The 18,861-nt window shown below is 69.7% G+C and carries 22 protein-coding genes and 2 pseudogenes; 11 read left to right on the top strand and 13 right to left on the bottom strand.

Annotated features, from left to right (window positions below):
- Nucleotides 1-29 precede the first annotated feature (29 nt).
- Nucleotides 30-350 carry an NIPSNAP family protein gene (locus AB5L52_RS38815; protein ID WP_351019239.1) on the bottom strand — a complete coding sequence of 107 codons (321 nt, stop codon included), beginning with the start codon at nucleotides 348-350 and terminating at the stop codon, nucleotides 30-32.
- 30 nt (nucleotides 351-380) lie between these two features.
- Nucleotides 381-1,349 (bottom strand): NADP-dependent oxidoreductase, encoded by a 969-nt coding sequence (locus AB5L52_RS38810; protein ID WP_369368004.1) that lies wholly within the window; start codon nucleotides 1,347-1,349, stop codon nucleotides 381-383.
- 141 nt (nucleotides 1,350-1,490) lie between these two features.
- Between AB5L52_RS38810 and AB5L52_RS38805 the strand changes: the two genes are divergently transcribed.
- The 5 genes and pseudogenes from AB5L52_RS38805 to AB5L52_RS38785 all read left to right on the top strand — a co-directional run.
- Nucleotides 1,491-1,865 (top strand): helix-turn-helix domain-containing protein, encoded by a 375-nt coding sequence (locus AB5L52_RS38805; protein WP_351019245.1) that lies wholly within the window; start codon nucleotides 1,491-1,493, stop codon nucleotides 1,863-1,865.
- A gap of 309 nt (nucleotides 1,866-2,174) precedes the next feature.
- On the top strand, nucleotides 2,175-2,606 hold the full coding sequence (locus AB5L52_RS38800; protein WP_369368003.1) for an IS110 family transposase: 432 nt from the start codon (nucleotides 2,175-2,177) through the stop codon (nucleotides 2,604-2,606).
- A 106-nt stretch (nucleotides 2,607-2,712) separates the two neighbouring features.
- Nucleotides 2,713-2,856, top strand: a pseudogene (locus AB5L52_RS38795) (transposase); the annotation flags it as partial.
- A gap of 206 nt (nucleotides 2,857-3,062) precedes the next feature.
- On the top strand, nucleotides 3,063-4,277 hold the full coding sequence (locus AB5L52_RS38790) for an FAD-dependent oxidoreductase (protein WP_369368002.1): 1,215 nt from the start codon (nucleotides 3,063-3,065) through the stop codon (nucleotides 4,275-4,277).
- A 56-nt stretch (nucleotides 4,278-4,333) separates the two neighbouring features.
- Nucleotides 4,334-4,987: pseudogene (locus AB5L52_RS38785) on the top strand (FAD-dependent oxidoreductase); the annotation flags it as partial.
- Here the strand turns inward: AB5L52_RS38785 and AB5L52_RS38780 are convergent.
- The 8 genes from AB5L52_RS38780 to AB5L52_RS38745 form a co-directional block, all read right to left on the bottom strand.
- Nucleotides 4,898-5,083 (bottom strand): hypothetical protein, encoded by a 186-nt coding sequence (locus tag AB5L52_RS38780; RefSeq protein ID WP_369369098.1) that lies wholly within the window; start codon nucleotides 5,081-5,083, stop codon nucleotides 4,898-4,900. The pseudogene AB5L52_RS38785 and the gene AB5L52_RS38780 overlap by 90 nt on opposite strands.
- A gap of 129 nt (nucleotides 5,084-5,212) precedes the next feature.
- Nucleotides 5,213-5,440 carry a hypothetical protein gene (locus AB5L52_RS38775; protein WP_369369097.1) on the bottom strand — a complete coding sequence of 76 codons (228 nt, stop codon included), beginning with the start codon at nucleotides 5,438-5,440 and terminating at the stop codon, nucleotides 5,213-5,215.
- 366 nt (nucleotides 5,441-5,806) lie between these two features.
- Entirely contained in the window at nucleotides 5,807-6,037 is a 231-nt protein-coding gene (locus tag AB5L52_RS38770; protein WP_369368001.1) for a hypothetical protein, read from the bottom strand.
- A 99-nt stretch (nucleotides 6,038-6,136) separates the two neighbouring features.
- Nucleotides 6,137-7,705, bottom strand: a complete 1,569-nt coding sequence (locus AB5L52_RS38765) for a serine/threonine-protein kinase (protein ID WP_369368000.1) — start codon at nucleotides 7,703-7,705, stop codon at nucleotides 6,137-6,139.
- Nucleotides 7,706-8,298: 593 nt separating this feature from the next.
- A complete protein-coding gene (locus tag AB5L52_RS38760) occupies nucleotides 8,299-9,180 on the bottom strand; it encodes a cyclase family protein (RefSeq protein WP_369367999.1) in 882 nt (293 codons plus the stop codon).
- Nucleotides 9,155-9,547 carry a hypothetical protein gene (locus AB5L52_RS38755; protein WP_369367998.1) on the bottom strand — a complete coding sequence of 131 codons (393 nt, stop codon included), beginning with the start codon at nucleotides 9,545-9,547 and terminating at the stop codon, nucleotides 9,155-9,157. Before AB5L52_RS38755 ends, AB5L52_RS38760 begins: the two co-directional genes overlap by 26 nt.
- Nucleotides 9,548-9,620: 73 nt before the next feature.
- Nucleotides 9,621-10,562: an alpha/beta hydrolase family protein gene (locus tag AB5L52_RS38750; protein ID WP_369367997.1), complete on the bottom strand. Its 942-nt coding sequence runs from the start codon at nucleotides 10,560-10,562 to the stop codon at nucleotides 9,621-9,623.
- A 52-nt stretch (nucleotides 10,563-10,614) separates the two neighbouring features.
- A complete protein-coding gene (locus tag AB5L52_RS38745; RefSeq protein ID WP_369367996.1) occupies nucleotides 10,615-11,634 on the bottom strand; it encodes an aldo/keto reductase in 1,020 nt (339 codons plus the stop codon).
- 154 nt (nucleotides 11,635-11,788) lie between these two features.
- On the opposite strand from AB5L52_RS38745, the gene AB5L52_RS38740 reads away from it, so the two are divergent.
- Both AB5L52_RS38740 and AB5L52_RS38735 read left to right on the top strand, forming a co-directional pair.
- Nucleotides 11,789-12,379, top strand: coding sequence for a TetR/AcrR family transcriptional regulator (locus AB5L52_RS38740; RefSeq protein WP_369367995.1), 591 nt, complete (start codon nucleotides 11,789-11,791; stop codon nucleotides 12,377-12,379).
- Between the two features lie 5 nt (nucleotides 12,380-12,384).
- Nucleotides 12,385-12,519: a hypothetical protein gene (locus AB5L52_RS38735; protein WP_369367994.1), complete on the top strand. Its 135-nt coding sequence runs from the start codon at nucleotides 12,385-12,387 to the stop codon at nucleotides 12,517-12,519.
- A 24-nt stretch (nucleotides 12,520-12,543) separates the two neighbouring features.
- On the opposite strand, the gene AB5L52_RS38730 is transcribed toward AB5L52_RS38735, so the two are convergent.
- Entirely contained in the window at nucleotides 12,544-12,801 is a 258-nt protein-coding gene (locus AB5L52_RS38730; RefSeq protein WP_369367993.1) for a hypothetical protein, read from the bottom strand.
- 332 nt (nucleotides 12,802-13,133) lie between these two features.
- On the bottom strand, nucleotides 13,134-13,745 hold the full coding sequence (locus tag AB5L52_RS38725; protein WP_351578612.1) for a TetR/AcrR family transcriptional regulator: 612 nt from the start codon (nucleotides 13,743-13,745) through the stop codon (nucleotides 13,134-13,136).
- 137 nt (nucleotides 13,746-13,882) lie between these two features.
- Here AB5L52_RS38725 and AB5L52_RS38720 point away from each other — a divergent pair, with 137 nt between their 5' ends.
- From AB5L52_RS38720 to AB5L52_RS38705, 4 genes are all read left to right on the top strand, one after another.
- Nucleotides 13,883-14,341, top strand: a complete 459-nt coding sequence (locus AB5L52_RS38720; protein ID WP_351019275.1) for a cupin domain-containing protein — start codon at nucleotides 13,883-13,885, stop codon at nucleotides 14,339-14,341.
- A gap of 49 nt (nucleotides 14,342-14,390) precedes the next feature.
- Entirely contained in the window at nucleotides 14,391-15,209 is an 819-nt protein-coding gene (locus AB5L52_RS38715) for an alpha/beta fold hydrolase (RefSeq protein WP_369367992.1), read from the top strand.
- A 14-nt stretch (nucleotides 15,210-15,223) separates the two neighbouring features.
- Nucleotides 15,224-16,714, top strand: a complete 1,491-nt coding sequence (locus AB5L52_RS38710; protein WP_369367991.1) for an MFS transporter — start codon at nucleotides 15,224-15,226, stop codon at nucleotides 16,712-16,714.
- 224 nt (nucleotides 16,715-16,938) lie between these two features.
- A complete protein-coding gene (locus AB5L52_RS38705) occupies nucleotides 16,939-17,532 on the top strand; it encodes a hypothetical protein (RefSeq protein ID WP_369367990.1) in 594 nt (197 codons plus the stop codon).
- 96 nt (nucleotides 17,533-17,628) lie between these two features.
- Here AB5L52_RS38705 and AB5L52_RS38700 read toward each other — a convergent pair whose 3' ends face one another.
- The gene (locus tag AB5L52_RS38700; protein ID WP_351578622.1) at nucleotides 17,629-18,390 is read right to left on the bottom strand and encodes a DeoR/GlpR family DNA-binding transcription regulator; all 762 of its coding nucleotides are present in this window, start codon (nucleotides 18,388-18,390) and stop codon (nucleotides 17,629-17,631) included.
- Between the last annotated feature and the right edge of the window lie 471 nt (nucleotides 18,391-18,861).

The raw sequence follows: 18,861 nt of genomic DNA, 5'->3' as shown, positions 1-18,861 counted from the left end.
CAGTGACAGTCGGCACCGTCGCGGCGCGGTCAGCGCAGAGGCGAGGCGGGGGTGGGGGCCACGCGGGTGACAACGGTCTTCTCGGGGATCAGCAGGCTGTGGACGACCGGGCCGATCTCGTCCTTCCACCGGTCGTGGTGGTAGACCGCCGCGTACAGGGCCTCGCTGTGGGCCTCGTTCTCGAACCGGCGGATCCACACATAGCGGTCCTCGTCCTCGTCGTCGATGAAGGAGGCGGTCACGTCCATGCCCAGCGAGGTCTGGAACGGGAGGACGACGTCCTCCATGTAGCGCACCCATTCCTCGCGACGTCCGGGCTGTGCCTGGTAGCGGCGGATCTCGTAGTACACAGTGCTACTCCAAACTACTTGAGGGGATGGTCAGTTGGTGATGGTGAGGACGAGCTTGCCGCGGGTGCGGCCGGTCTCGCCACGGGCGTGGGCCGTGCCCGCCTGCTCCAGCGGGAAGGTGTCCTCCACCTCAACGGCGACATGACCGGCGTCGATCAGGTCGGCGATCGTCGTCAGCGCCGCGCCGTCCGGCTCGACCAGGAACGGCGTGACCCGCATACCAGCCGTCTCGGCGGCCTGAGCGAGTTCCGGGGAGACGCCGGCCGGGATCGCGACCAGCAGACCGCCTGGGCGCAGGACCTTCAGCGAGCGGGTGCTGGTCCGGTCGTGGGCATCGCCCACCAGGTCGATGACGACGTCGACGTCGGCGGTGGCGTCCTCGAAGCGGGTGGTGGTGTAGTCGATGGCCTGCTGCGCGCCGAGCTCCTTGAGCCAGGTGTGGCGGGCCGTTCCGGCGGTGGCGATGACGTGGGCGCCCAGGTGCCGGGCGAACTGGACCGCGAAGTGGCCGACCCCGCCGGCGGCGGCGGTGACGAGGACGCGCTGGCCGGCCTGGACATGGGCGGTGTCGACCACGGCCTGCCAGGCGGTCAACGCCGCCAGCGGCACCGCGGCCGCGTGCACGTGATCGAGGGTGGCGGGCTTTCGGGCGAACTGACGGGCCGGAGCGGTCACATATTCGGCATAGGCGTTCGCGACACGTGGGAACCACGGCATGCCGTACACCTCGTCGCCGGCCTTCAGCGTGGTCACACCGAAGCCGACCTCCTCCACCACCCCGGACACGTCCCAGCCGAGGGTGAACGGCGGATCACCCAGCACTCCGGCCATGCCGGTGCCGCCGCGGGTCTTCCAGTCCACCGGATTGATCCCGGCCGCGTGCACCCGCACCAGCACTTCGGTGGGCAGCGGTACCGGGCGCGGAACTTGCTGCATCCGCAGCACCTCCGGACCGCCGAAACGGTCCTGGACCACTGCGCGCATCGTGTCTACGGACATGCGTCATCTCCTGATAAGGCACTCAGCGGACGGCCCTCGGCGGGCCCTCCCTTGGACGTCGACGACGCTATCCCCGGGGATATAGTTACCTTCAAGGTCTAGTACTTCCCATTGGGAAGTGACCTGGTGAGGAGAGCGAGCATGACAACCACCTGCCCCAGCGGCCAGCACGCGCATCACGACGTCTACGCCGCGCAGTGCCCATGCCGCGCCCTGCTCGACCTGCTCGCCAACAAGTGGTCCGCGCTGGCCATCGGCGCCCTTGAGGACGGGCCGCAGCGCTTCGGAGAACTGCAGCGCAGGCTCCAGGGCGTCAGCCCCAAGGTGCTGACCCAGACGCTGCGCCGCCTTGAGGACTTCGGCATCCTCGACCGCACGATCTACCCCGCCGTACCGCTGCACGTCGAGTACGCCCTCACCCCTCTCGGTCAGAGCGCCGCACTCCCGCTCAACGCGCTCCGCGCCTGGGTCGAGGACAACATCGACCAGGCGTTCCGGCCGGAACCTGGTCGCTGATCACCCCGACGAGCACCGCCGGGTCCGCCAGAGCTACTTCACCCACCGGACCATGCAGCGTTCGAGCACATCACGCCCCACCCTTCTTCTCGGTCTGAGCTGGTCACTCGTAAGTTGGATGGTTCATGGAGCTTGGCCGCCAGTGGTCCTGCGACGACTCCACCGCCAATCGGGAACTGCGACTCGATCGTTGCTGCAGGGCGACGCCGGCGAGGTCGTCTGCGGATTCGATGTACGACGAGTTCGCGGAGAGGACGTGCCGGAGATCTGGGCCGGACTGGACATCGGCAAGACGCGTCACCACTGCTCATGATCAACGCGGACGGCACACGCCTGCTGTCCCGCCGAGTTCACAACGACGAGCCCGAATTACTCGAACTCATCGCTGACGTCCTGGAGATATCCCACGACGCCCTACGGGCTGTCGACCTCAATCACGACGGCGCCGCGCTGCTGGCCGGCCTGCTGGCCAACCATCAGCAACCCGTCGCCTACCTCACCGGCCGGCCTGTGCATCGAGCCTCGGGCGCCTACCGAGGGGAGGGAAAGACTGATGCCAAGGACGCGTTCCTCATCGCAGACCAGGCGCGCGGCCGCCGGAACCTCGGGTTGCTGCGGCCGGGAGACGAGATCGCCGTCGACCTGCGCACGCTGAACCGGCTCCGCGCTCAACTGGTGGAAGTCTTCCCGGCGTTGAAACATACCTGGACCGGACGATCAAGGGTCCGGTCACACTGCTGACCGGGTATCAGACCCCGGCCGCCATCCGCCGCGCGGGACCCAGTCGGATCGAGACCAGGCTGAAGAACCGCAAGGTCCACGGCGCCGCCGCCCTGGCGCGAACCGTGGGAGCCACCGACTCGGTGCCGAGTTCATGGCCGCGACCGGCGGCGACATGGACGCCTTCGGGAGCGCGGACCGGCTGGCCGGCTTCGCCGGGCCGGCGCCCAGACCTCGTGACTCCGGCCGCGTCAGCGGCAACCTCCACCGGCTGAACTCGCCGCTTGCTTCGCGGTGGCTCGGCGAGGGGCGACACGCCCCGGTGCTTGCCGATGAACCTGTGCTAGCGTTTTTGACGGACGTACGAAAGTCACGGTCCGGTAGGTAGTCCGGATGGCGAACAGTCGCTCGTACAGTGCCCGTTGAGGCACGTCCGGTGCGTCCCTTTTCGTTTCACGATCGAGAAGGGACACGACTGTGTCGGATCTGCACGTCATCATCGCCGGCGGCGGGCTCGGTGGCCTGGCCCTCGCGCAGGGGCTTCACCAGGCGGGGATCAGCGTCGCCGTCTACGAGAAGGACCCCATCCCGGCCTTCCGCAACCAGGGCTACCGCATCCGGATCAACCCCGACGGCATCACCGCCCTCAAGGCCGTGCTGACGCCATCGGCGTTCGAGGTCTTCGCCGCCACCGCCGGTACCCCTGGTCCTCGCATGGACACCTTCGACCACCAATTGAACCTGCTGCACGCCCAGGAACTCCCGCCCTTCCCGGACCTGCCCGGCGGCGGGAACCTGGCGGTCAACCGGATGACGCTGCGCCAGATCCTGCTGTCCGGCCTGGAAAAGACAGTGCACTACGGCGCCCGGCTCACCCACTACGACATCAACGTCTCAGGCTCGGTGACCGCGCACTTCGCTGACGGCACCAGTGCCCGCGGCGACGTACTGATCGGTGCGGACGGGGTCAACTCGGCGGTCCGCAAGCAGTACCTGCCCAAGGCCCGGGTCGTCGACGCCGGACTGCGGCTGCTCTACGGCAAGGTCCGCTTCACCGGCGACGAGGCCCGCTCCCCGCTCCCGCCGGAACTGCTCGGACTGTGGACCACCGTCGTCGGCCCGCAACGGCGATTCGTCGGATTCGCCCCCGTGCAGTACCGCGAACCGATGCACCAGGTGACAGCCCGGCTGGCCCCCGGCGTCGAGCTCAGCGACGACAGCGACTACCTCGCGTGCGTCTTCGGTGCTCGCCGGGAGCAGTTCCCCTGCGGCGACGCGGAACTGTTCGCCATGAGCGGCGCACAACTGCAGGCGCTGACGTTGTCCCTGGTGGAGGGCTGGCACCCGCAGCTGATCGAGACCGTGGCCCGCCAGGACCCCGCCTCGATCTTCCCGGTCTCGGTGCGCACCAGCATCCCCATCGCCGCCTGGGAGACCACCGCGGTCACCCTGCTGGGCGACGCCATCCACGTCATGAGCCCCGCCATCGGCGTCGGCGCGAACACCGCGCTCCGGGACGCCCGCGTCCTGACAGACCGCCTCCTCCAGGCCGCCGGCGGTCGGCCGCTCGCCGAGGCCCTGCATGCCTACGAGGACGAGATGCGCGGGTACGGCTTCGACGCCGTGCGCGACTCGGCCGCCCGCGGACACCGCCTGGTGGGCCAGGACCCACTGCCCACCCCGCAGGCCTAGGGGCAGGAGGCGTCCGCCGGCTCGGCGCCCGACCGCACACTCAACCGCGCGAACCGGTGCCGGCCCTGCCTCTGTGTCCGCCACCCCGGGGGCCGAGCCCAGGGCCGAACCCCGACGACCCGCGACACCGCCGCAGAACACAGACCGGCTGCCCGCACACCCTACGTCCGGCACATCCCTGTGCCCGACGTCCACGCGGTCACCGGAACGCGTACCCAGCACGCCTTCGAGGAGGAAGTACCGTGCCCGCTCTCCGTGTCTCCGCCGTCGGCTCCGGGCTCGCCGGACTGACGCTGGCCCACCACCTTCACCGCCACTGCCTGGACGTGACCGTCTACGAGCCCGACCCCTATCTGACCAGCCGAAGCCCGGGCTACCGGCTGCACATCAACTCCACCGGTACCACCGCCCTGAGCAGCGTGCTGCACCCGCGACTCGGTGAACTGTTCGCGGCCACCGCAGGCATACCCCGCCAGGGCGCCCTGCTGTTCGACGCACAGCTCACCCCGGGCCCGGCTCGCGACCTCAGCGACTCCCGAGGCATCGGCGACCCGGCCTCGGGCCTCCCGGAACACCTCGTGGTGGACCGCTCGACCCTGCGCAGAATCCTGTACACCGGGCTAGAGGGCGTGGTGCAATTCGGCGCCCGAGTCACCGGCTACCACCACAACCCGGACGCCGACGTCACCGTGCACCTCGCCGACGGACGCCGCGCCGACGCCGACGTACTGATCGGCGCGGACGGCATCAACTCCGCCGTGCGGGCCAGGCGCCTGCCCGAGCACAACGCCGTCGACCTGGGGCACGACACATCGCCGCGAAGATCCCCCTCACCGACCGCACCAGAGCCCAGATCCCGCGAAAGCCGTACGCGGATCCGCGCACAAGGGAGAACGCATCATCGGGCACCGTCCGCTGCCCGCTTGATCCCGCCATCAGATGCTGGACTCCGGCCCCGGGGGGGGGCAGGGCTGGGCGTCGCCGTCGGCGCGGTCGAGCGCCTTGAGGCGCCCTCCCGGATCGGTGACGGTGACGGCGACGGCCGCCGGGAAGCCGATCCGCGCGGCGGCTGTGTACGCGGCCGCGACAATGCGCTGGCGGCGGAAGGAGGCGGTCACTTCCATGCCCAGCGAGGTCTGGAACGGGAGGACGACGTCCTCCACGTAGCGCCCCCACTCCCTCGCCGCGGGCGTGAGCCGCGCCGGCCTGCTCCAGCGGGAAGGATTCCTCCGCTTCGACGGCGACATGGCCCGCGTCGATCAGACCGGCGATCGTCGTCACCGCGGCACCGTCCGGCTCGGCCAGGAAGGGGGTGACCCGCACACCGGCCGCCTCGGCTGCCTGAGCCAGCTCCGGGGAGATGCCGGCCGGATGGCGACCAGCAGGCCGCCGGGGAGCGGGACCAGCGCTGAGGCGCCGGCGGGGACGTCGGTCTCCGGGCCGAAGGGCATGCCCGCTCCGCGGTACTCGGGCAGGACGACGGGCTTGAGGGCGGCGAGAGTCTGTTCGCAGATCGCCGGATCCGGCATTCAGATCTGACCGGCAGCCTTGGTGAAATCCCATCCGTGGCCGAGTACTTCGGCGATGAGACTGTTGATGACAAGGGTGCCCGGCAGGTCGCCGCCGACAGGCGGCATGTTCACGTTGCTGCTTTCGACATCCTTCGCCAACGCGACACGTACCGTGTCGGCGTGACGCCGGATCTCTGCTGCAGCGTCCTTCGAACCCTTCTGATGAGCCCGGACGACCGTGGACTCCACCGAGCCGGCCCGGCCCGTGGCAAAGCCCCTTCCCCGGATGCCGTCGATGCGGGTGCCGCCGCCCGAGCCGTGGTGTGACGAGTGGTCGGCAGCTGTCCGTCAGGGATGGGGCGTGACGCTCACCTTTACGGTCAGCGCGCCCCTGTTGTCCTGGGAGCAAGCCCCGGCAGCGTCGTTCATGCCCAGCTGCAGAGTGCCGTCCCGGGTGGCTCGGAAGGTCAGTTTCCGTCCTACGACGTGGACAGGGGGGTTCTTGTCGCCGTCAAGGACCGCCAGTAGCGTCCCGAACGGCGCCTCGGGCCTGATCTTGCAGGCCTTCGCGCCGTCCAGCCGCTTGTCGGTGTCCGCGTCGTAGCCGGCCGGTCCTGTCATGGGCATGCTGCGATAGTCGGCCGTCCACTCTCCTGAGACGAACCGCACGGTGACCAGGTCTCCGCGCCGGACGGACGCTCCGGTCACCGGCTGCCAGCCGGTCGCCGACTGGACGACCTGGCTGGTGGCCGTCGTCTTCGGGCCCTCCTTGAACGGCAGTGTCCCGGTGAGGAACAGGCCGCCTCCGACACCCGCCGCCAGCACCGCCGCGGCGGACAGTGCCCACCACAGACGCTTCGGCCCCGGCGGACGGCGCGACGGATGCTGTGAGGGCTGTAGCGCGGTGGTGTGCCGGGCCGTCTCCCTGGTGGGGACGAGCCGCGCCTGGCCACTGGTCACGGTGTCGGCGTCGGCGTCGGCGTCGGTCAACTGGGGCGAAGGCCGCGGCGTGCGCACGGTCGCCGGCGGCAGCGGCCCGGCGTCCGGCTCGTCCGCCGCGACACGCCGCAGCGCGGAACGCACGCGTTCCGTCGACGGGCGCTCGCTCGGAGACTTACGCAGCAGTGCCTCGACGATCGGGCGCAACGGGCCGAGCCGCTCTGCCAGGACGGGCTCCTCGTACGCCACCGCGTTGAGCGTCGCGGGTGCTGCCGGTCTGCGAAACGGGGATTGACCGGCGCAGACCGTGGCGAGGGTCGCGCCCAGTGACCAAAGGTCGGAGGCCGGTCCGGCCTGCGTTCCCGTCACCCGCTCCGGCGCCATGAACTCCAGGGAGCCGACCAGTTCGCCGGTGACGGTGAGGCCGTCGCCGTCATCGAGGGCCGCGATGCCGAAGTCGGTGAGGACGGCGTCATCGTCGCGGCGTAGCAGGACGTTGGCGGGTTTGACGTCACGATGCAGGGCGCCGGCGGCGTGCACGGCTTCCAACGCGTCGAGCAACTGCAGGCCCAGCGCGGCGGTGTGCTGCGGTGTGAGCGGCCCGGTCTCGGTGATCCGATCGGCCAGTGAGGGCCCCTCGACGAGTTCCATGATGATCCACAGCCGGTCCTCGGCCTCGACGAGGTCGTGGACGCCCACCACGTGCGGGTGCGGCACCCGGGCGACCGCGCGCGCCTCTCGGGTCGCCCGGCGCAGCCGTGTACGATGCTCCTCGTCGCCATGGGTGAGGATGTGCAGTTCCTTGGCGGCCACCGCCCGGTCCAGCAGCCGGTCGTGCGCACGCCAGACCGTGCCCATGCCGCCTCGGCCGAGGACGTCATGGAGCAGATACCGATCGGCGATCAGCCGTCCTGAGCCGTGTTCCGGACGCGTCGCCGGCTGGTGATCGCCGTCTCCGGGTATCACGCGGTCCCTCACTCTTCCTTCCCGGCGGGCCGGGCGCCCGCCGGTCCTCGTGCGTTCAGCGCTCGAACCGGGCCGAGCATAACGGAGCGCGGTACAGGGGCATGCCGTCAACTGCCATGCATCAGCCGGGCTTTGATGTGACAGGCCGTCTCCGGAGGTGCGGTTGGCAACGAAGTCTTGCTGCCGTACCAGGAAGGCTTCAGGGCCACTCGAACGCTTCCGTCACCCCGGAGTCGGGCAGGCGTTCGCTTGTGAGCACCGTTCACAGCGTCGGCGCGCTGTCGCCCGCCGGAGTCCGGGGTACGGACCGGCCATGCCGCCTTGGCCGTGGCGGTGGGAGGCTCGATCCGCACGTTGGTCGGGGCCGTGCCTGCACTGGTCTTCGAGCCGCTGGGCGCACCACCGCTGCCGGTGGAGCCGGCGACCTTCTTCTCCAAGCCGGCGGCGACGGCCACCAGGCCGCGTGGAACGGATGTGGACTGCCGGCATGTGAACTGGCCAACAAGAGAACTGCCAACATGGCGGCTGGGCGGGAACCGGCCGCACCTCCCGAAGTAGCGCACGCGGGCGGCGGTCCTGGCGACCAGGCGGGAACTCATCGGGTCTCAGAAGATGGCGAGCGGGTTGACGGGAACCCCGGTCAGTGCGTGGATACGTGGCGCCGCGACCGTGAGCAGGAAGCTGTAGCGAGAAAGCTCCTCGCACACGGCAGCCAGTTCTTCGACGTTCGCGGCATCGATCAGCGGCATGCCCAGCCGCACCAGGCCGATCCCGTGCAGGGGCGCCGGCGCTTCCGCGTCCAGGGCGGGGAGGGCGTCGCCGGTGTCGCCCACGTAGATCGACACGCCGCGCAGGTGCATCCACCGCACCGCGTCGACGCTCATGCCGGGCATCGGTGAATCGAGCGTGGCGGTCCATCCGAGCCGGACCACCAGCGCGTCACCGGCTTCAACCGTGACACCTTCGCGCTCCTCGGCGGCATCGAGGTCCCGCGCGGTGACCGCGTAGCCTGCGGGCAGCGGGCCGTCCGCCGCCAGATCGAGCAGCACCCCCCGCGTGACCACGCCGGCGGCGAACGCCGTCGTGGAAGCATGCTTGACCCCGGCCGGGGACACGCTGTCGCCGAGCAGCCGACCCGGGTAGACCCGTCCGTCCATCGACTGGTGGCTGAGAGCGTCCAGATGCGTCGAGCGCGGATGGTGGTTGGTCACCACCATCACATCCGCCGTCGCATGCATCGCCGGCCCGGTGTGGACCATCAGCTGCTGGACCGGTGAACCCTCCGTCGTGGCCGGTGCGAAAGGACCGCTGATGATGGGCGTCGGCTGGATGGGCAGCGCCAGCGACACCACCCGGCCGCTCAGGACCTCTGCCGCCGCCCTGGCCCGTGTTTCGTCGGTGATGAGGTTGAGCGTGCCGAGCTCGTCGTCATCGCCCCACCGACCCCAGTTGCTCGGCAGATCACTCAATCCCTGCGTGATAGCCACTCCTTGATCGTGTCCTTCCATGCTCATGACGAGTGTTGTTCCTGGTCGAGGTGGTGATGAGTTCCTCGGTGAGCCACCGTGCGACGTGGTCGGGGTAGGGCGGTGCCGGTCCGAGGATGGTGTGCCGGAAACCGGCGTCGGTGCCTCTGCCGATCGTGTCCCGGGCGGGGTCGGCGTGCTCGGCGGCCATGCGAGGCGTCGAGGAGACGCGTCCGCCGATGTGGATCGGTGGGTGGGTTGGGGGGACGGGTTTGGGGTTGCCGAAGCCGTCGGTCAACTGGAGGCGGGTGCCGTGGAAGTGGAAGGCGAACGGTTCGGCCTCGGTCCGTCGGAGAGGAGCGAGCCGCCCTGCCGCGTATATGCGCATGGTGCTTGGTCGTGTCGGCGGTTCCCGCCGGATGTGCGGCGCCCGAGGCGGGGCGGGTCCTGGTGCGACTCGTCTACTTCCTCTGCAGCTTGCCCAGCGGGTTGGGGTGTTCCTCCAGCGCGGTGGCAGCCGCCTGCCAGCTGGTGTCCTCGGGGTAGAGGGCGCTGCGCAGGAAGGCGGAGGTGAGCTGCTGGATCAGAGCGACACGCGCGGGACTCTCGTCCGTCGTCTCGGCGACCTCGTACCCGGGGATGCCGCCGAGCGAGTGCTCTGCTCCGAACAGTGTGAGCAGGCTCTTGCTCCCCGGGCTGTAGGTGTAGGGGTCGGTGAACCAGTCCGGTCCGCGAGTGGACAGCGCGGACTGGTCGTGGTCCCCGGCCACGATGAGAGCTGGCGTGGCCATGGTGTCGAAGGATGGCTTCAGGAAGGGGAGGTTCTCCGCGGCGAACGGGGTCAGGTCGTCGCCCAGACCGGTCAGGGCCAGCAGCACGCCCGCCTTGACACGCGGGTCGGACATGTCCTCGCCGGGAACGCCGTCGGAGTCGAGGACGCGCGCACCCAGCAGCGTGCTCGCCGTCTGGGCTCCCCAGGAGTGTCCGGCCACCGCGATGCGGCTGCCGTCGAGGCGCCCGCCGAGGCCCGGCACGGAGGTCTCCAGCACCTCAAGCCCGTCCAGCACGCGCTTGAGGTCCTCAACGCGGAAGCGCCAGATCCGCGGCGTACGCCGGTCCTCGGCAGGAAGGCCGAGCGTCCGTGAATCGAGGTGGGTGGGCTGCAGGACCACGAAACCGTGAGCGGCCCAGAAGTCCGCCAGCGGGGCGTAGCCGTTCATCGACCAGCCGAAGCCGTGCGAGAAGACGACGACGGGCAAATCGCCGCCGGTCGCGGGCGCGGACACGCGGACCTGGAGGTCCTCACCACGGCCGGGGGCGGACAGGACGACCGGCTTCACGGACACGATCGCAGCGGGCGCACCCACGGCCCTCTGCGTGATCGCGATGTGCGAGTCGGACATCGAAGTACCTCCGTTCAGCTTCTTTACGTGGTCGGCGGGGCGGGCCCGGTGGTCAGCGGCGCCGCAGTGCCGCGTCGAGCAGGGCGGGCGGAGCGTCGTTCTTCTCGTGCGCGGCCAGGTCGACACCGGGAGCGACGACGGTGTCGATGGCGTCGAGTACGTCGGCGGAGAGCACGGTGTCTGCGGCGGCGAGCTGCGAGTGCAGGTGGTCCAGCGTGCGGGGGCCAATGAGCGCGCTGGTCACGGCGGGATGCGCGGTCACGAATCCGAGCGCGAGCTGGATCATGGTCAGGCCCGCCTCGTCGGCGACCTCGGCCAGCCGCTCGACGGCATCGAGCCTGGCCCGGTTGGCGGTGAAGGTGACATCGAAACGCTGCGGCATGAACGCCGAGCGGTTGCTGGTGATCTCCCGGCCCTCGCGAACCGCCCCCGACAGCCAGCCCGAGGACAACGGGCTCCACACCAACACACCGAGTCCGTATTCCTCGGTCACGGGCAGGACGTGGGTCTCGATCCCGCGCTGGAGGATCGAGTAGCTGGGCTGTTCGGTGACGTACCGGCCCAGGTGGTGCTCGCGGGCGGCCCACTGGGCTTGCACGATGCGGTACGCCGGGAAAGTCGAGGAACCGAAGTAGCGGATCTTTCCTGCGCGTTGCAAGTCGGTCAGCGCCGACAGCGTCTCCTCGTCGCTGGTGCTCGGGTCCCACCGGTGGATCTGGTAGAGGTCGACGTGATCGACACCCAGACGGCGCAGACTGTTGTCCAGCTCGGTGACCAGCCAGCGACGCGAACTGCCCTGGTGGTTACGTTCGTCGCCCATCGGCAGGCTCGCCTTCGTGGCCAGGACGATGTCGTCGCGGCGGCCGGCGATGGCCTTGCCGACCATCTCTTCCGACTCGCCGGCGCTGTACACGTCGGCAGTGTCGATGAGGTTGACCCCGGCCTCGAGAGCGGCGTCGACGATGGCGGTGACCTCGTCCTGGGTGGTACGCCCCATCCTGCCGAAGTTCATCGCGCCGAGCGCGAGGGAGCTGACCTGCACACCGGTACGGCCCAAGGTGCGGTACTGCATGACCGTGTTCCTCCATTGCGGGTGAAGCATGGTGGCAATGCATGGCTTTGTTGTCGGGCCCCTGCTCTGACATCATGAACAAGCGGAACCTCGTTCCGGAACGATACGGAACACTGTTCCGTTTAGCAAGCTCGGCAGTGGAGGAAGTGGCGCGGTGAACGACAGCGACGAGGGCGCGGGGCCCGCAGCCCAGTCCAAGCGCAAGGACGCCCGGCGCAACAAGGAGACTTTGCTCGACGCGGCCGCCGCGGTCTTCGTCACGTCGGGCGTGGAAGCGCCGGTACGTGACATCGCGGCCAAGGCCGGCGTCGGGCTGGGCACGATCTACCGCCACTTCCCGACTCGAGCAGATCTCATCATCGCCGTCTACCGGCACCAGGTCGACGCCTGCGCGGAGGCCGGCCCGGCTCTGCTGGCGACCAGCCCGACACCTCACGCCGCCCTCGGACGGTGGGTCGGCCTCTTCGTCGATTTCTTGGTCACCAAGCACGGACTCGCGGCCGCGCTGCAGGCCGACAGCTCCGGCTTCGAGACGCTGCACGCCTACTTCCTCGACCGCCTGCTGCCGGTGTGCACCCAGCTCCTCGACGCTGCCGCCGACGCCGGCGAGATCCACTCCGACGTCAGCGCCTACCAACTCATGCGCGGCATCGGGAACCTCTGCATAGGCGCCGACAACGACCCCCGCTACGACGCACGTCGAGTGGTCGAGCTCCTCGTCGCAGGACTACGCCAACCGCACTGACTGCGATGCCGGTGAATGTCAGCGCCCTCGCACAGACGGTCATCCGCGACATCGGCGCGCTGCGCACCGACCTGTCCGAATTCCCCAAGCACGCATGGCAATTGGCCGGTGAGCGGGCGCCTGATGCCGACGGAGAGTGATCGTCAACGTCGATGGCGTCCTGGTCATCGCACGCTACCGAGCGCGTGCCAGGTGTCGGCCGGCGAGTACGGCCCGAGGCCGTCGCCGAGCGTGAGCGCCGCCTGCTCGTGCGCAGGGCCGAGCCGGCCGAGCCGCACCTGGGCCCAACCCACCGCGTTGAGCGCCCAGGCCCGGTGACTCGCACCGGTGCCGGACGGGCACATGCCCAGCAGGCGTTCCGCCAGTTCGAGTTGCGGTTCGTGCTCACGGGCCGCGGAGTACCGGCCCAGGTTCGACTCCACGAGCGCCGACCCACGCCGGGAGTGTCCCTCCGACGAGCCGGTCCCCCAGTCGCCACGAACGCCCGTCGAACCCCTCCCGGTGGGCGAGGTCGTACGCTGCCACCAGCGCAGGGTGCTTGTCGGCGAACCACGTGGCGGTATCCGGCGACGGGGCGGAAACCACCACGCACGGCAGCGCGGGCGGACCTCGACCCCGTCACGCCGTAAGACGAACGGCGAACGGCGAACGGCGAACGGCCCGAGCATCTCGACCCGGATCACCCCTCACCTCTCCCGGCCCGCAGCATGTGCACATGCTCCCCCCGCTGGACGACTTCGGCGGATGTCCCGGCTCACCCCTGTGCGATCGCGCGCACCGCGGATTCGGTCAGCGTGGTCGCTGTCCGTACCGCGCTCGCGACGGCGACGTCGGGGGCGAGGCCGCACAGGTCGGTAAGGGTGAAGAGGGCTTCGGCGCTGACGACTACGGCGAGGTCTCGCTTCAGCTGGGCAAGGGCTTCCGGATCCGTCGCCCCCAGAGTGTCCTCCAGGGGGGCGAGCGCCTGGTCGATCAGCCCGAAGCGGACCCCGGGCCTCTCGGCCGCCGCCGCGGGGCGGGTGATGGTGGCCGCGATCATGGCGCGAACCGCGCCCTGGCGCCGAAGTATGCCGCGGAGCAGGAACTCGCAGGCGAAGGCGACCCGTTCGGCGGGGTCGGTGGAGTCCGCGACCGGCGCGAGCGCCTCGGCGGGGGGCGGCCAGGCGCCGGCCAGGGCCTCGCTGATCAGCGAGGGGAGGTCGGGGAAGTAGCGGTAGGCGGTGGCCTCGGAGACCAGGGCGGCGCGCGCGACCACGGGCATGGTTACCTCGCCGCCCGAGGCGATGAGTTCGCGAGCGGCTTCGATGAGGGCCGTACGCGTGCGCTTCTTCTGGTTGCTGCGGCCGGTGTCGATCGGCGTCGTCATCGGTGCGTCCCCTTCTCGCTCTTCCCTTTCACAGCCACTTTAGCACTGTGAACCCTCGTAATGAGAGCTCACTTGCATGAAGAGAGTCGACCGCCTACTCTCCTTCCTGAGAGTTGGCTCTCACGAAGGAGATTGTGATGACACGGACTTCCGTAGTCGGCCCGGACGATGGCGAGACGATCCGACTGGGACCGGCGCAGATCCGCATCCTGGAAGACGGCAGCACCACCGGGCACCGGATCGGGATCGGCGAGATCACCCTCGCCCCGCACTCCGAAGGGCCGCCGCAACACCGCCACGCCCAGCACGACGAGGGCTTCTACGTCGTGTCCGGCACCGTGCACTTCACCATCGGCGAGACGACCCACGTGGCGCCCGCCGGCACGCTGGCGATGGTGCCGCCCGGCGCTCCGCACACCTTCGCCAACCACGGCGACGAGCCCGCGGTGATGCTCAACACCTTCACGCCCGACCTGTACGTGCAGTACTTCCGGGACCTGCGCGACATGATCGCCGCCGGTCAGGAGCTGACCCCGCAAGCCACGGTCGAGGTGATGAGCCGGTACGCCACCGTTCCGGCCACCGACTACGCGTAACGGCCTGCGCCAGTAACCCCCAACAACGAAAACCGACTTGGAGACTCCCATGACCAGCACCGCCCACACGATCACCCTCACCCTCGACTCCGGCGACGTCGACCTGAACTTCACCGTCGACGAGCGGGGCAAGGGCCACCCCTTCCTGCTCCTGCACGGCGGCGGCGGTCCGCAGACCGTCGCCGGGTTCGCCGGGTTCCTCGCCGAGCAGCGGCCGGCGCGGGTCATCACCCCGGTCCACCCCGGCTTCGGCGGCACCGCCAGGCCCGACTGGCTGACCGACGTGCCCACCCTCGCCCAGGTCTACGTACGGCTGCTGGACGAGCTCGGCCTGAGCGACGTCACCGTCGTCGGCAACTCCATAGGCGGCTGGATCGCCGCCGAGATGGCCCTGCTCGGCAGCGCCCGGATCAGCAGTGTCGTCCTCGTCAACGCCGCCGGCATCCACGTCCCCGGCCACCCGGTCGCCGACCCCTTCACCCTGACACCGGCCGAGCTGTCCGCTCTCTCCTTCCACGACGTCGAGAAGTTCCGAATCGACCCCAGCACGTTCTCCGACGAGCAGCGCGCGGCGGCCGTCGCCAACCGGGCCGCGCTGCAGGTCTATTCGGGCCCGCACGCCATGGCCGACCCCACCCTGCGCGAGCGCCTGACCAAGATCACGCACCCGGTCCTCGTCGCATGGGGCGAGAGCGACCAGGTGGTCGACACCGACTACGGGCTGGCCTACGCCGACGCCATCCCCGGCGCCCGGTTCGAACTCCTCCTTCGCACCGGTCACATGCCCCAGATCGAGACCCCTGAGCAACTCCTCCCCGTGGTCTGGGACTTCGCCGACACCCACGCCACCAACCGGCCCAACGACTGAGCCGGGGGACCCACATGCCCGTCCCCCGACGCGGGCGGCGCGTGCCCGTCCTGGCCGTCTGCTGCCTGAGCGTGCTGCTGGTCAGTCTCGACGTCACGATCCTCAACGTCGCGCTGCCCTCGATGCAGCAGGACCTGGACTCCTCGGTCTCCGGGCTGCAATGGACGCTCGACGCCTACACCCTCGTACTGGCCTCGCTGCTGACCCTGGCCGGTTCCACCGCCGACCGCGTAGGACGCCGACGGATCTTCCAGCTCGGTCTCGTGCTGTTCACCGCCGGGTCGGCCCTGTGCAGCCTGGCACCCGCGACCGACTGGCTGGTGGCCTTCCGCATGGTGCAGGCGGCGGGCGGCAGCATGCTCACCCCCGTCGCCATGGCCATCCTCACCAACACGTTCACCGAGCCGCGCGAGCGCGCGCGGGCCATCGGCATCTGGGGCGGGATCGTCGGCCTCAGCATGGCGGCCGGGCCGGTCCTCGGCGGCGTACTGGTGGAATCGGTCGGATGGCGATCCGTGTTCTGGCTGAACGTGCCGATCGGGCTGGCCACGCTCGCACTCGCCGCGCTGTTCGTGCCGGAGTCCCGCGCGCCGCGGACCCGACGGGCCGACCCGGTGGGGCAACTCCTGCTGATCGTCCTGCTCGGCACACTGACGTACGCCATCATCGAGGCACCCGGCGAGGGATGGACCGCGCCGCCGATCGTGGCCTGCCTGATCGTCGCGGCGTGCGCGCTGGCCGCCTTCGTACCGTACGAGAACCGGCGCGCCGAACCACTGATCGAACCGCGGCTCTTCCGCAGCGCGCCCTTCAGCGGAGCCACCGCGACAGCGGTCCTCGCCTTCGCCGCGCTCGGCGGCTTCCTGTTCACCAACACCCTCTATCTGCAAAAGGAGTTGGGGCTGAGTGCCCTGGGCGCCGGGCTGCACCTGCTTCCGATGGCTGTGCCGGCCCTGATGTGCCCGCCGCTGTCCGGGCGGATCGTGGGCAGCCGCGGCCCACGGACTCCCTTGCTTGTCGCGGGGGCCGGCATCACGGCCAGCGCAGTACTGGCCGTCGCCGCCACCCGCTCCGCCCACCCGTCCGACACCCTGCTGTACGTCACATACGCACTGTTCGGCCTCGGCTTCGGTTTCGTCAACGCACCGATCACCTACACAGCGGTGTCCGGCATGCCGCGCGCCCAGGCCGGGGTCGCCGCCGCCATCGCCGCGACCAGCCGTCAGATCGGCTCCTCACTCGGCATCGCGGTGATCGGCGCCGCGGTCGCCGCCGGGGCGCGCCCGGCCGCCTGGTGGATCATCGCCGGCTGCGGAGCGGCCATCCTCGTCCTCGGCGCCGTCACCACCGGGCGCCGGGCTGCCGCCACCGCGGAACGCGTCGCGGCCGTCCCCACGGCCGACCCGACATACACCCTGGAGGAGACCGCCACGCTTCCGCTGCCGATTTCCCTGCCGGAACCCCGGGACGGCAGACGCACGCGCCGACAGGGAGAGCAGCTGTGATCACCGCAGAGCGTTCGCAGACGCACTGGCCGCAGGGACCACGACCGTCGGCACCCCCAATCCCGGGCATTCGACACCCCCATTAGCGGCGCGCGCGTCGTCGCGAGGGCATTGAACCGTTTTGGCTCCCCTTCCCGTCTCCCCGGTCGATGTGCCACTTGGACGAGAAGTGCCTCGGGGTGGCACAGACCCCTACGAGTACCTACTGAAAGGTCTCCGAAGTGATGGCAGAGAACTACCGGAACAAGGCCGTCCGTTGGATCGCCGGGGCCGCGCTGGTGGCGACCGTCGCGGGTGTCACGGGCTGCTCGAAGGGCACGGACTCCGCCGCGGACAAGAAGCCAACCGCGAGCAGGTCGACGGCAGCCTCGCCGCCCTCGGCCACACGCCCGTCGACAGCCGAAGGGGCGGTTGCCGCCTGGGTCACCGCGATCCTCAAAGGCCGGCCGAAGCAGGCGTGCCTGGTGATGGCATCCCCCGCCGCCGATGCGTCGCCCGCCCGGGTCGGTACCCCGGCCATGTGCAACAGCAACACGCCCGACGTACGGAAAATGCTGGACAACGTCGGGAAGTTCCGCGCGTCGTTCACGCCCAAGGGGTCCACGGGCGACCCGAAGGTGGACGTCGCGCAGGTACCGGTCACGGGCGACAAAGCGGTAGTGCCCGCCGACAAGGTCACCGTCGACGGACAGACTCTCGACAAGGTCATCCTGTCCAACTCCACCGGACTGAAGCCAGGGCAGTTGGACGTCAAGATAGAGTCCGCCAAGATCGACGGCGCCTGGTACGTGACCAACTTCGATCTCCACGTCGGCTGATGAATGACCCGATGGCCATGCGCAGAACGGGGAGGGCGACGTGAAGCACCGCTCGACCACTGCACAACTGGCGTGCGCCGACGGCGGACAGCGAGCTCACACCCGGATGACGTCGGGTCCCAACTGTTCATAGCGACGGGCCTCCGACCGGGCCAGCGAGGTGTCGGTGACGATGGCTTCGAAATCCCGCACTTCGGCGAAGCGACAGAAGCTGACCGCGCCGAACTTGGTGTGTATGCCGCAGAACACCCGCCGCCGGGACGACTCCACGGCCTGTGCCTTGACGTGGCCGACCGCCGGGTCCGGCGTGGTCAGGCCGAACTCGCGTGAGATGCCGTTCGCCCCGACATAGGCGAGGTCGATCACGAACCCGGCCAGCATCCGCGTCGCCCATTGGTCCACCGTGGCCGCGGTGCGTCCGCGCACCCGCCCGCCCAGCAGGATCACCTGGATGTCCTCCCGCGTGCACAGCGTGGCCGCGGTGGCCAACGAGGCCGTGACCACGGTCAGCCGGCGCCCGTGTGGCAGGGCCTCGGCGATCAGTTGCGGGGTGAAGCCCTCGTCGATGAAGACGGTCTCCGCATCACTCAGGAGGTCCGCGGCCGCGGCGGCTATCCGGGCCTTCTGCGGCACATACCGGGTGGTGCGCACGGCGAGGGCGGTCTCGAATCCGGCGCTCTCCACCGGATAGGCACCTCCGTGCGTCCGCCGCACCAGACCGTTGTCCTCCAGCATGCGCAGATCGCGGCGCACGGTCTCGGGGGACACTTCCAACTCCACGGCGAGCGCAGCGACATCGACCGAGCCGTGGTGCCGGGCGATCTCGAGCGCCCGGCGCCGGCGAGCGTCTGAGTCCACGACGTCGTCTCCTTCGACGAGTGATCCCGGAGTGTCGGCTCCATCCTCCCGGGTGCGCAATCGTTCCCGCATGCGTACGAACGGGCAGGGTCTGGGCCCGTGGTTTGGAGGAATTGGGCACACCAAAAGATGGACCGAAATCGCTGTCTGTTCGCTGACCTGCATCGATGCCCCTGACTGAACGGGCAACGTTGGTCATGAATCGATCAATCAGGCTCCTGTGCAGCGCCAGCCGCGCCCTTATATACACATTTACAAGCCTGAACGGGCATCGAGTCGCACCGACGCGAGGAAGAGTGCCGTGGACGCCGGGAAGGGACGAGGAGCACCTGTCGCCGTTCCACGTCGCCGTCTTCGGTACACGTCCCGGCGTGCACGTTTCTCCATCCTCTGCGCGGACCGGTGCGAGCCCGCGGCCCTGGCGCCGACCGCACTTCGCCCCGCACCTCATCGAGTTACCGGGAGTTATTC

Origin of the sequence: Streptomyces sp. CG4 (genome assembly GCF_041080655.1) — a bacterium.
In the GTDB taxonomy this organism is placed as follows: Bacteria; Actinomycetota; Actinomycetes; order Streptomycetales; family Streptomycetaceae; genus Streptomyces.
This window is presented reverse-complemented; position numbering and strand designations above follow the sequence as displayed.